The sequence below is a fragment of the Eubacterium ramulus ATCC 29099 genome, assembly GCF_000469345.1.
GTDB classification, from domain to species: domain Bacteria; phylum Bacillota; class Clostridia; order Lachnospirales; family Lachnospiraceae; genus Eubacterium_I; species Eubacterium_I ramulus.
The window spans coordinates 192,993-205,865 of record NZ_KI271108.1 but is presented as its reverse complement, the minus strand read 5'-3'; the positions used below and the strand labels follow the sequence as shown (position 1 = coordinate 205,865).

Below are 12,873 nucleotides of genomic sequence, written 5' to 3'. Positions count from 1 at the left end.
CACCAACTCCGATTGTTTCCTTAACAGTTTGTCGTTTTCTTTTATCCCCATTATAACTGTTCTCCATAACCACTGCAATGAAAACCTAATCGGTGATTTACATTTCTCTCTCTTCTAAAAATGGGCAATCCCATTAAGGACTGCCCATTCATTCTGCTTATTATGCGATTTTTTCTTGCTTGCACCGATTTCTGCATCAAATGATGTAAGTTTGATGTAAATCGCTGTTTTTTCAGTTTTTTATCAAATGAAGTACGTTCCGTTTATTTGGTAAAACGGTACATCTTTACATCATCTTAATAGAGCTTTGCACCTGCCGGAATGTGGTCATCAACCATCAGAAGATGAAGCTTTTCTTCGCCTTCTTCTTCGTGAATAGCACTGAGGAGCATACCGCAAGAGTCAATGCCCATCATAGCTCTCGGTGGAAGATTTGTGATAGCGATAAGAGTCTTTCCAACCAGTTCTTCCGGCTCGTAATAAGCGTGAATACCGCTTAAAATGGTTCTGTCTGTGCCTGTTCCGTCATCAAGAGTGAACTGTAACAGTTTCTTTGACTTCGGTACTGCAACACACTCTTTAACCTTTACTGCACGGAAATCTGACTTGCTGAATGTATCAAAGTCTACCATTTCCTCAAACAAAGGCTCAATCTTTACCTTAGAAAAATCAATCTTTTCAGGCTCTGCTTTCACTTCTTCAGTAGCCTTAGATTTTACATCATTTTTCTTATTTACATCATTCAGGGTCTTCATTGTCGGGAAAAGCAGTACGTCACGAATAGCCGGACTGTTTGTCATCATCATTACCATACGGTCAATTCCGTAACCGATACCACCTGTTGGCGGCATACCGATGCTCAATGCATTCAGGAAGTCTTCGTCTGTATGGTTCGCCTCATCATCGCCGGCTTCGAATGCTTTTTCCTGTGCTTCGAAACGTTCTCTCTGGTCAATCGGATCATTCAACTCAGAGTACGCATTTGCCATCTCCCATCCGTTCATGAAGAACTCAAAACGCTCTACATAATCCGGATCTTCTGGTTTTTTCTTTGTCAGCGGTGAAATCTCTACCGGATGATCCATAATAAAAGTCGGCTGAATCAAATGCTCCTCTACATATTCTTCAAAGAAGAGATTTAAGATATCACCTTTCTGATGACGCTCTTCGTATTCAATATGATGCTCGTCTGCAACTTTCTTTGCTTCTTCAGTAGAGTGAATTTCATTGAAATCTACGTTTGCGTACTGTTTTACAGCATCGATCATAGTGATACGGGCAAACGGTTTGGACAGATCCATGGTATGCTCACCGTATGTGATCACCTCAGATCCTGTTACTTCCTTAGCTACATGACGATACAGATTCTCTGTCAGATCCATCATGCCATGATAATCTGTGTATGCCTGGTATAACTCCATCAGAGTGAATTCCGGGTTGTGACGGGTATCAAGACCCTCGTTACGGAATACACGGCCGATCTCGTATACACGTTCCATACCACCTACGATCAGACGTTTCAGATAGAGTTCCAAAGAGATACGGAGTTTCAGGTCTTCATTTAATGCATTGAAATGTGTCTCAAATGGTCTTGCTGCCGCACCGCCTGCATTAGATACCAGCATCGGTGTCTCAACTTCCATGAATCCCTGTGCATCCAGAAAACGACGGATACTGCTGATAACTTTGGAACGTTTGATGAATGTATCTTTTACTTCCGGATTCATGATCAGGTCTACATATCTCTGACGATAACGGGTATCTGTGTCAGTCAGACCATGGAATTTCTCCGGCAGAACCTGAAGGCTCTTGGAAAGAAGTGTAACTTCTGTCGCATGAATAGAAATCTCACCTGTTTTTGTCTTGAATACTTCACCTTTGATACCGAGAATATCACCTACATCATATTTCTTGAAATCTGCGTAGGACTCTTCTCCGATATTGTCACGTGCCACATAGGACTGAATGCTGCCCTGCAGATCCTGAATATTGCAGAAAGAAGCTTTTCCCATAACACGTTTGAACATCATACGACCCGCAATGCTTACGGTCTTTCCTTCCAGCTCATCAAAGTTATCTTTGATTTCCATGCTGTGATGTGTCATGTCATATTTGGTAATCTGAAACGGATCTTTTCCACGTTCCTGAAGATCCTGCAGTTTCTCGCGACGAACCTTCAAGAGCTGGTTTACGTCTACATTCTGTGCATTCTTTTGTTCAGCCATTTCCTGTTCTCCTTTTCTATTAATTTGATCTCTGAATTTCCAGTACTTTGTACTGTAAAACACCAGCCTGTGTCTCTACATTTACAATATCGCCAACTTTTGCTCCCAGTAATGCTTTTCCTACCGGAGATTCATTGGAAATTTTTCCTTTTAAGCTGTTTGCTTCTGTGGAACCAACGATTTTATACTCAAGTTCTTCGTCGAATTCACAGTCAAGGATACGAACCTGGCAGCCAACACTGATTTTGTCCAGATCTACTTCTTCCTCAACAACAACTTCTGCATGTCTCAAAATTTTCTCAATTTCCTCGATACGAGCCTCGATATCACGCTGCTCATCTTTTGCTGCATCGTACTCTGCATTCTCTGATAAGTCACCCTGCTCACGGGCTTCTTTAATCTTCTGTGCAATCTCTTTTCGTTTTACTACCTTTAAGTCCTGCAACTCACTCTCCAGTTTCTGTAAACCCTGGTAAGTTAAAAGATTTTTCTTATCCATCTCTGCTGATCCTCCTGATCGTTTATTTATCTGAATTTTTGAAGAGTTTTACCCACTTTCACAATCACTACATTATAACCAATCGGAACTTCTATGTCAAGATTCCGCTTTGGGATCTCCCCTGTATTTTCTGGCAAACTACTATTTTTTTGCCGAAGTGCACATCGCTTGTTGCAAACGCATGCTTCCTGAGACTCTACTTCCCGATATTCCCGCCATCTTCGCTTATAAAAAGGAAGGTAAATCACATCTCTGCGAAATTCTCGGACATGCAATTCCCCATACCGCTGCAAATCAAGAACCATTCCCGCCCGACTCTGATGCATCTCAGCCAGCGGCAATATACGGACGATCAGCCCGCATTCGTGCTCCATCCTGTCCGCAAATGCCGCAAAATATTGGGGACGGTCTGTACAGATTTCCAGAAAATTCAGTCCAGGATACAGCTGTTCTAAAATCTGATCCACATCATCTTCTTCACCAAACACCTGCTCCGGAGAGTCTGTGTCAAGAATCATCGGTCGAAACTCCCGATATGCTTCCAGCAAATCGTGTCTTTCTGCAGCTTTCGATTCCAACATCTCTTCACCTGTCTTTTTGCAAATATCGCTTTCACAATCAACTCTATGACCGGATATCCTCCCCCGGTACAGCAGAATCTGCTCAATCACTTCTCTCGTGGCATAAATCCACGGATTGGCCGATACATCCTCCACTTCATCCATCAGGGTACCATTTGGTTTTTTCGCTCTCCTGCCGGCATTCCATTTATCTATAAACTGCTGCAGCCAGTGGATCAACCGGTGACAACGGACGCATAGTCTGTTCAGAATGTTCTTTATATAGCCACTTCCTATCTGTTTTTTACTATTTTATGATATCATTGTCTAAAGATGTGTTTTTCCTCTGCCAGCCACTGTTCCAACAATGCTTCCAGCTGTGCATAGCTTTCTACTTCATTGATTTTCCCCCGCAGTTTGGAAGAATTTTTGTATCCGGCCGTATACCAGGCTGCATGCTTACGGATTTCCCGGATGCCAATATAGTCTCCTTTGATCTGAAGCTGCAACCGTGCATGCAGAAGCATCATATCCGCCACTTCCTGTCTGGACGGACGCGGCATTTCTTCTCCTGTTTCTAACTGATGCAGAATCTGTTGAAAAATCCATGGATTTCCCTGGGCTCCACGCCCGATCATAAAGCCGTCACACCCGGTCTGCTCTTTCATCCGAATCACATCCTGTGCACAGAGAATATCCCCATTTCCAATGACTGGAATGGACACAGCCTCTTTCACCTGCCGGATGATATCCCAGTCTGCTTTTCCGGAATAATACTGCTGTCTCGTTCTTCCATGTACAGCAACAGCCGCCACTCCACAGCTTTCCGCAATCTTTGCAATTTCCACTGCATTGACATGTTCCTCGTCAAACCCTTTTCGAATCTTGACAGTCACCGGTTTTTTCACTGCTTTTACAAGTTTGGTCAGAATCTCCTCCACCAGTTTCGGATCCTTCATCAATGCAGAGCCTTCCCGGTTATTTACTACCTTCGGCACCGGACATCCCATATTAAAATCCAGAATTTCAAAAGGGCGTTCCTCAATCTGTGCCGCCATTGCAGCCAGAATATCCGGATCTGATCCAAAAAGCTGCAAAGATACCGGATGTTCCTCCGGATGAATTTCCATCAGTAATTCTGTATTTTTATTTTTATAATAAATCGCTTTTGCGCTGACCATTTCCATACATAAAAGGCCGGCACCCTGCCTGCGGCATAACAAACGAAATGGCAGGTCTGTTACGCCTGCCATGGGTGCCAGTATCAGATTATTCTCCAGAGTTACATTTCCTATTTTCAATTCACTCATACTGTTCTCTTTCCGTTTTTTATTTTGCATTTTAATCTGCACGAAAACAATGAGGGGACTCCATCCTCATTAACATGATTTCTGTACATTTCCATCTGCTCTCGCCTACTTTTTCTGTTTTTCAAAAATCAGGCGCATGCCCTGCAATGTAAGCATTGGATCGTAAATATCAATGGCATCCGTATCTTTCTCGATAATACGGCCAAGTCCACCGGTTGCAACGACTTTGATATCTCCTTTTCCAAATTCTTTCTTCATCTGTTTTACAATATATTCTGTCTGACCAATCTGTCCATATACAAGTCCTGCCTGCATACATGCAATGGTATCCTGTGCCAGAATACTCTTTGGTTTCTTGATCTCAAACTCCGGCAGTTTGGCAGCCATACTCCACATCGCCTGGGCAGAAGTACGGATACCCGGCGCAATCACACAAGCAGTAAAGGTACCGTCTGCATCCACCAGATCAAAAGTGGTAGCGGTTCCGTAGTCGATAACGATAGCCGGTCCACCATACAGTTCATACACAGCTGCCGCATCCACAATCCTGTCTGCACCTACCTGGCGCGGATTTTTGGAAGCCACACGGATTCCTGTCTTTACACCAGCCTCAATGATGATTGGTTTTGTATGAAAATATTTAATGATAGCGCTAGTCAGTGAATGCATAACATTCGGTACTACAGAAGCCACAATAACATCTGTGATTTCTTCCACTTTCACATCATTGTGCTCTAACAGTTCGCACATCACCATGCCATATTCGTCTGAGGTACGTGTCTGAATCGTCGTCATCCGAAATGTTACATGAAGTTTTTTCCCTTCAAATACCCCCAGTGTAATATTCGTGTTTCCTATATCTACAGTCAAAAGCATCTGCCTGTCCTCCAATTACCCATTTTTACGCATCCAGCTGATGCATTACTTTATAATACATTTCCAGTGATTCTAACAATTCCTGCTTTGTGTTCTGCAACTGTTTCATCTTCAGAACACTTCCAATCTCGTCGTACAGCAGATCCCCTTCATCTGCCGCTGTCTCAAAGACCAAATCTCCGTCCTCATCAAATTTCAGTGTCAGTGTACCTCCTACGTCTTCCGTGTACAGTACACACATCAGTTTCAGTTCATCCTGAATCCCCTGTGGTATTTTCTGAAAATCAGGATTCAGATAATATTTTTTTGTATATGCACTGGATCCACACAGCACAACTTCTTCCCGGTTCATATTTAGTGGTATTCTCCTTCTATTGTTATACATAACCATATACGCCGCGCACAGACACTTCTCCGGACGACACATGCATAATCCCGTCCTCCGTCTGTACCAACAACTCACCTGCCTGGTTAATCCCCTGTGCCACTCCGGTATATTCTCTTTTCGGATTAAGCACCCGAACACTGCGGCCACGGTTTACCAGATGACTGTTATATTCGTTCATAAGTCCGGACAGATCCTGCGTCTGCAGATATTGTGCATAGTAAATTTCAAACTGTGCCATGATCTCTGAGATCAGTTTCGCTCTGCTGCATGTCACCCCGGTAAGTAAATACAATGATGTGGCCGTCGATGCCACCTCCTCTGGGAATACTTCGTTTGATACATTAATGCCTACACCGACGACAATGTAATTGATATAGTCAATCTGCGCACTCATTTCCGTTAGAATACCGCACACTTTTTTGCCGTCACACACAATATCGTTCGGCCATTTGATCTGTGTATCAATACCGGTCACCTGACGGATCCCTGCTCGCACCGCTAATGCCATAACCAGCGTCAACATGGACGCATTGCCTGGTGCAATATCCGGTTTCAGGAGCAAAGTCATAAAAATTCCTTCGCCCACTCTGGATTCCCAGGAGCGGCCACGGCGTCCTTTCCCTGCTGTCTGAGAGTCACTGACCACCAGAAGTCCCTGGCCGGCACCTTCTTCAGCCAGCTTTTTTGCCTGATCGTTGGTTGAATCTGTCTCGGAAAATACGACAAGCTGCTGTCCCGCCCATTCCGTATGTATCTGATTTTGAATTGTTTCCTCTGTAAGCAGATCCGGCTGCGCCGTCAGACGGTATCCTTTGTTACGCACCGCCTGTATCACATATCCTTCTGCCTCAAGCTGCCGGATTACTTTCCAGACTGCTGTGCGGGATACGCCAAATCGCTCACTGAGTTCCTGCCCGGAGATAAAATCCGGGCAGTTCTGCAAAAGTTCCAGAATTTTCTTTTTCACAATTTTTCCACCTAATCATGTAAAACGGACATTCGCAATCCGCTTTCGCTACTTGCTCATGAACGCAGACCTTAAGTCGTCTGTATGTCTTCAGTCCTATTTTTCGTCGCCGCCAAGTGTTGCATACATCACTGCTTTGATGGTATGCATACGGTTCTCAGCCTCATCAAATACAATGGACTGCGGGCTTTCAAATACTTCGTCTGTTACTTCCATGGCATCTAAACCGAACTTGTCATGAATTTCTTTTCCAATCTTTGTATGTAAGTCATGAAATGCCGGAAGACAATGCATAAATTTCACCTGCGGGCCGGCATTTTCCATTAATTTTGTATTTACCTGATATGGGGTCAGCTCTGCAATACGGCTTGCCCATACATCATCCGGTTCACCCATGGATACCCATACATCTGTGTAGATGACATCTGCACCTTTGGTTCCTTCCATGGCATCCTCAGTCAGTGTAATGGTTGCTCCGGTTTTCTCTGCGATAGCACGACACTGAGCTACCAGTTCCTCATTCGGAAAATAGTTTTTGTTTGTACATGCAGTGAAATGCATACCGAGTTTTGCACATACAACCATCAGAGAATTTCCCATATTATAACGGGCATCTCCCATATACGCAAGTTTAATTCCTTTCAGATGACCAAAATGCTCCTTAATGGTCAGCATGTCTGCAATCATCTGTGTCGGATGAAACTCATTGGTCAGACCGTTCCATACCGGAACTCCCGCATATTTTGCCAGGTCTTCCACGATTGTCTGCTCAAATCCACGGTACTCGATACCGTCATACATGCGCCCAAGTACACGGGCAGTATCTGCGATACTTTCTTTCTTTCCAATCTGGGATGCAGACGGATCCAGAAATGTGGCATGCATACCAAGATCAAAGGCGGCTACTTCAAAAGAGCAACGGGTACGTGTGCTGGTTTTTTCAAAGATCAGTGCAATGTTTTTGCCAGCCAGCACATCATGACGAATGCCTTTTTTCTTCTTTTCTTTGAGTTCTGCGGACAGATCGATCAGATATGTGATCTCCTCCGGTGTAAAATCTAACAGTTTCAGAAAGTTTCTTCCTTTTAAGTTCATCTTTTTTACCTCTCTGTTTTTCTCTTTTATAAACGGTCTTTTTTATTTTGAAGATACGTTTAAGACAAAACTGGGCCGCCTTCTTCCGGCAGCCCATGTTTTTCTCTTAATCACAACCGGTCGCAAAGCGACTGCGTTCAAACAACTTTGACCTGAATTTCTACTTTTCTTTTACATCTGCTGCTACTTCTACCAGAGATTTGGCAAGCCCTGCCATACCCTGAATCTCTGATGGAATAATAATCTTTGTAGCTTTGCCGTCTGCAGCCTTTGCAAATGCTTCCAGACTCTTAATCTGAAGCACTGCCGCATCCGGAGAAGCTTCTTTCAGGAAACGGAGACCATCTGCATTCGCCTGCTGGATCTTCAGGATAGCTTCAGCCTGACCTTCTGCTTCTTTGACAGTTGCTTCACGTTTTGCCTCTGCACGAAGGATGGCTGCCTGTTTCTCAGCTTCCGCATCCAGGATTGCAGATTCTTTCTTACCTTCTGCAACCAAAATTGTGGATTTCTTCTCACCTTCCGCACGGAGAATTGCTTCTCTTCGCTCACGTTCCGCTTTCATCTGTTTTTCCATTGCATCCTGAATTGCCTGCGGTGGAATGATGTTTTTCAGTTCAACACGGTTTACCTTGATACCCCACGGATCTGTTGCAATATCCAGGGATGCACGCATTTTTGTATTAATGGTTTCTCTGGATGTCAGTGTCTCATCCAGTTCCAGATCACCGATGATATTTCTCAGTGTAGTTGCAGTCAGATTTTCAATCGCCATGATTGGATTTTCCACACCATAGGAAAACAGCTTCGGATCCGTAATCTGGAAAAATACAACCGTATCAATCCGCATGGTAACATTATCTTTTGTAATCACTGGCTGCGGGGCAAAGTCAACTACCTGTTCTTTTAACAGGACTCTTTTTGCCACACGGTCAATGATCGGCATTTTAAAATGAATACCAACTTCCCAGGTCCCCTGATATGCTCCCAGACGCTCCACTACATAGGCATTTGCCTGTGGAACAATCTTGATACAGGAAGCCAGGATCAAGATGATAATAACTACGAGAATAATAATTGCAATCATTGTATTGCCCTCCTTTTACTGTCCGACCGAACGTGTCACCATCAGCTTTACCCCGCTGATGCTTTGTACCAGAACAACTGCATTCTTTTCGAACGTTTCCTTCTCATCCACACTTCGCGCAGCCCATTCCTGTCCATGGATCATCACGCGTCCCTGCGACCGAAGATTATTAATCGGTTCAAGCACCACTGCTTCTTCACCGATCAGTGTCTGGGCATTCGTGCGGATATGACCGGAATTGAATTTTTTCTGAGCTAATGGCCGAATCAGCAGCACCAGTACGAATGATACGATCAGAAATATAACAATCTGTATCCCAGTGCCTGCCTGTGTGAGACTGACAAAGAAAGCCGCCAGTGAACCTCCGGCAAACCATATCGTCAACAACCCAACGGTCGCTATCTCAGTCAAAATAAAAATGACCAGAAGAATCAGCCAGACCATAGATGGCGATAAATCAAACATGTCAATCCCTCCTTTTCCTCGCTTTTCACCAATATACTATATTTTATCTTGTTTTACAATAATAATCCGAAAATTTCCACTTCGTTACGAGAGCGCCTCGTTTGCACTCCCACAATCCTTCCTAGATAAAGTAAAAAAACGGACAGCCATAAGGCTGCCCGCTATCCAATCTACTTATCTACTTAGTAAAAAATCTGGCTTCCGATCACAAGTCCGGATCCGCTTGTTCCGGCATGAAAATATTTTGCTCCGCCAGTATTATCCGCACCTGCAAGTGCTTCTGCTGCTGCCTGATAACAACTGGAAGAAATCTTACCATTACTTAATACCCGTGCAAGTTTTCCGCTTCTTGCCGGAGTGAACTGTCCACTCTGGTAAATAACACCGGAAATACTGTTCGGAAAAGATCCACTTTTCACACGGTTCATTACAACCGCGCCGACTGCCAGCTGACCTGCATATGGCTCTCCGCCAGCCTCACACTCAATGATGGCTGCCAGAAGCTGTGTATCACTTGTGGATGCACTGACTGCCGCGGAAGAGCTTGCTGTGGAATCTGTATTTCCACTCTGCGCTGCTGCAGCCTGCTGTGCTTTCGCTGCTTCTCTCGCTCTGATTTCTTCCATGCTGACTGCATCGTCGATATCAAGATCAAGATCTACATAAGCAGCTGCCACATAAGCAGTTACACCGTTACATTCTACGGACACCCATCCGTCTACGTTCTCCGCATCTGTGTTTACTTTCAGAGATTCGCCTGCATCGATCACATCCAGAATCTTTGCATCTGTGCTGTATGATTCACGTACGCGGATTCCATCCGCCTTTGCTGTTGCCTGTGTCTCACAATTTGCCTCTGCATATACCCGTGCTTCTTCACCAAACACGCAGTAAGCATTGCTGACATATCCTTCCACATCACCGGATTTTACTTTTGTCCACTCAGCTCCGACTTCCAGTACTTCCGCACCGGAACCATGATAGAACTTTCCGACTACTTCTGCATCCTGAGATGCTTCTTTTCGTATATTCAAAGAACTGTTTTCATCAACTGTAACAAGCATCTTGTTCGCCCATTCAGCTGCCTGGGCCGCTGCTGCAGCTGCCGCCTGTGCATTCTGATGTGTAATCTGGACAGATTGAATACCAGTGCTTGCGATCTGGCTTGCCCGGTCTAATACGCTTCCGACTACACCTGTTGTATCCACCTCAGCAGCACTTGCAGAAACGGCTGTTGTGACGGATGAAACTGCCAGCGCTGCTGTAATGATTCCGCTTTCAATAACCTTTCTAAATTTCATATGACCTCCTGATCCAGATTCTCTCTCAAATGCGTTCGAGAATCTGCTTTGATTGATATTTATAATTACCTTTTTGTTTAGTATTACGATTCTGTTTATTTCTATTCATTTCTTTTAATTTTGTTACAGAATTGTTACATAAACATTGCAGGCATTATAACAACCATTTTTCAGGATGTCAACCCTTTTTCCCTATTTTTGTGGATTATTCCACCATTTCTAACGTAAAAGCAGCTCTTTTCATATAAAAATCAGCTATTTTTTGTGTACTTTTTGGGATTGACTTTTTATCTGTTATTAATATTTTATTACATTACATTTCATTTGTTTTTTATTCTGCTTTTTCCCAGTCATTTTCAGAAAAAAGATGTTACGGAAACATCTCCCGGATCACACTTCCGAAGAGTTCCTCCTGTTCTCTGGATGGCTCTTTTCTGCTCCGTTTCTGCTCAGCACTGCCTGTCCGCTCCCTGCGCTTCTCGCCGGTATTCTGTTCTATATTTTTCTTCTGTTCAAAATACATTTTTATCATTCCTTCTGTTCGTTTTGCTGTCTCCTTCACCTGTCTGCGGCAGCGTTTCACTGCAAGTAAATTCATGATCATAAGTACGAAGATACATCCCAGTATCATCACGCAAATTTCAGAAAAATACTGTGTGTATACTCCTCTCACAAAATCCAGAATCTGCTCCATCCGGTGCCTCCCTTCTGCCATTTTTTATGGCAATTTGATTTTTTGATACATAACAAGTGTAACAAAATCATACACATAAAAAAAGACCGTACGCCCATGTTTTCGCCGCAAGTTTCGACCACTTTCTTCCTATTAAATTGATATTTTCACGGAGGAAAAAGAAACGCTTGTCTCAATATGGCAATAGGTGTATATTTAAGAAGAAAATTTTGCCGTCATGCATCAGAAGCATTCTTAAAGAATCGTATGACCTAAAACAATAAGATAAAAAATGACAATTGATTGATAGTGAGGATAATCATATGAAAAAAATCATTCTTACCGGCGGTGGTACAGCCGGACACGTCACTCCAAACATCGCCCTGTTGCCGCGACTGAAAGAACTCGGATACGATATTTCCTACATCGGTTCTTATGAAGGTATGGAAAAAGGGCTTATTGAACAGCAGCATATTCCATATTATGGTATTTCTTCCGGAAAATTACGCCGCTATTTTGATCCAAAGAATTTTTCGGATCCCTTTAAAGTAATGAAAGGATATTTTCAGGCATGTGCCCTGATGCGCAAATTAAAACCGGATATCGTTTTTTCCAAAGGCGGTTTTGTCAGTGTTCCGGTAGTGCTCGCTGCCAAACATGCTAAAATTCCTACCATCATCCACGAATCCGATATCACACCGGGTCTGGCAAACCGTATTGCCATTCCGGCGGCCAGCAGAGTCTGCTGTAACTTCCCGGAAACGATCCCGCATCTTCCGGAAGGCAAAGCGGTATTGTCAGGTTCCCCGATTCGCGCAGAATTGCTGCATGGTGATAAAAAGCGAGCCTATACATACACCTGTCTGACACCTGAGAAACCGGTAATCCTGGTAGTAGGCGGAAGTTCCGGCTCCAAGATTATCAACGATACTGTTCGCAGCCTGCTGCCGCAGATTCTGAAAAACTATCAGGTTATCCATCTGTGCGGAAAGGGCAATCTGGATCCGACACTGCACAATACAGAAGGTTATGTCCAGTATGAATATGCAAATGCCGAACTGGCAGACTTCTTCGCTGTATCCGAACTGGTAATATCACGTGCCGGTGCAAACTCCATCTGCGAGCTTCTGGCACTGCACAAACCAAATATTCTGATTCCGCTGTCCAGGAATGCGAGCCGGGGCGATCAGATTCTGAATGCAAACTCCTTTCAAAAGCAGGGCTTCAGCTATGTCATTGAGGAAGAAGAACTGACAGACCAGACACTGAGTGAAGCGATTCAGACTGTCTGGGCAAAACGTGCCGACTACATTCATGCTATGGAAAGCAGTGATCAGATGGATGCCGTAACTACTATTACCAATCTGATTGAAAAATTGAGAAAGCACTGATCTGTATATAAATAAGAAGAAGGCGCGTCACCGTAG

The 12,873-nt window shown here is 43.9% G+C and carries 13 protein-coding genes; 1 reads left to right on the top strand and 12 read right to left on the bottom strand.

Annotation, left to right across the window (positions count from 1 at the left end; all coding sequences use genetic code 11):
* Positions 1–296 precede the first annotated feature (296 nt).
* The 12 genes from lysS to HMPREF0373_RS05575 form a co-directional block, all read right to left on the bottom strand.
* Positions 297–2,225, bottom strand: a complete 1,929-nt coding sequence (gene lysS, locus HMPREF0373_RS05630) for a lysine--tRNA ligase (RefSeq protein ID WP_044963028.1) — start codon at positions 2,223–2,225, stop codon at positions 297–299.
* Between the two features lie 19 nt (positions 2,226–2,244).
* Positions 2,245–2,724, bottom strand: a complete 480-nt coding sequence (greA, locus tag HMPREF0373_RS05625; protein WP_021738672.1) for a transcription elongation factor GreA — start codon at positions 2,722–2,724, stop codon at positions 2,245–2,247.
* 26 nt (positions 2,725–2,750) lie between these two features.
* Positions 2,751–3,449, bottom strand: a complete 699-nt coding sequence (locus HMPREF0373_RS05620) for a hypothetical protein (protein ID WP_044963025.1) — start codon at positions 3,447–3,449, stop codon at positions 2,751–2,753.
* A gap of 155 nt (positions 3,450–3,604) precedes the next feature.
* On the bottom strand, positions 3,605–4,594 hold the full coding sequence (dusB, locus tag HMPREF0373_RS05615; protein ID WP_081695217.1) for a tRNA dihydrouridine synthase DusB: 990 nt from the start codon (positions 4,592–4,594) through the stop codon (positions 3,605–3,607).
* Positions 4,595–4,699: 105 nt separating this feature from the next.
* Entirely contained in the window at positions 4,700–5,470 is a 771-nt protein-coding gene (locus tag HMPREF0373_RS05610) for a type III pantothenate kinase (protein ID WP_021738669.1), read from the bottom strand.
* A gap of 25 nt (positions 5,471–5,495) precedes the next feature.
* Positions 5,496–5,822: a DUF6145 family protein gene (locus HMPREF0373_RS05605; protein ID WP_044963021.1), complete on the bottom strand. Its 327-nt coding sequence runs from the start codon at positions 5,820–5,822 to the stop codon at positions 5,496–5,498.
* A gap of 25 nt (positions 5,823–5,847) precedes the next feature.
* Positions 5,848–6,825: a biotin--[acetyl-CoA-carboxylase] ligase gene (locus tag HMPREF0373_RS05600; RefSeq protein ID WP_021738667.1), complete on the bottom strand. Its 978-nt coding sequence runs from the start codon at positions 6,823–6,825 to the stop codon at positions 5,848–5,850.
* A gap of 96 nt (positions 6,826–6,921) precedes the next feature.
* On the bottom strand, positions 6,922–7,920 hold the full coding sequence (gene argF / locus HMPREF0373_RS05595; protein ID WP_021738666.1) for an ornithine carbamoyltransferase: 999 nt from the start codon (positions 7,918–7,920) through the stop codon (positions 6,922–6,924).
* Positions 7,921–8,080: 160 nt separating this feature from the next.
* A complete protein-coding gene (locus HMPREF0373_RS05590) occupies positions 8,081–9,007 on the bottom strand; it encodes an SPFH domain-containing protein (RefSeq protein ID WP_021738665.1) in 927 nt (308 codons plus the stop codon).
* A 15-nt stretch (positions 9,008–9,022) separates the two neighbouring features.
* Positions 9,023–9,472: an NfeD family protein gene (locus HMPREF0373_RS05585; RefSeq protein ID WP_022035624.1), complete on the bottom strand. Its 450-nt coding sequence runs from the start codon at positions 9,470–9,472 to the stop codon at positions 9,023–9,025.
* Positions 9,473–9,654: 182 nt separating this feature from the next.
* Positions 9,655–10,773, bottom strand: a complete 1,119-nt coding sequence (locus HMPREF0373_RS05580) for a cell wall hydrolase (protein WP_021738663.1) — start codon at positions 10,771–10,773, stop codon at positions 9,655–9,657.
* Between the two features lie 370 nt (positions 10,774–11,143).
* Positions 11,144–11,467 (bottom strand): hypothetical protein, encoded by a 324-nt coding sequence (locus tag HMPREF0373_RS05575; RefSeq protein ID WP_044963018.1) that lies wholly within the window; start codon positions 11,465–11,467, stop codon positions 11,144–11,146.
* 302 nt (positions 11,468–11,769) lie between these two features.
* Between HMPREF0373_RS05575 and HMPREF0373_RS05570 the strand changes: the two genes are divergently transcribed.
* A complete protein-coding gene (locus HMPREF0373_RS05570) occupies positions 11,770–12,837 on the top strand; it encodes an undecaprenyldiphospho-muramoylpentapeptide beta-N-acetylglucosaminyltransferase (RefSeq protein WP_021738661.1) in 1,068 nt (355 codons plus the stop codon).
* Positions 12,838–12,873: the final 36 nt, after the last annotated feature.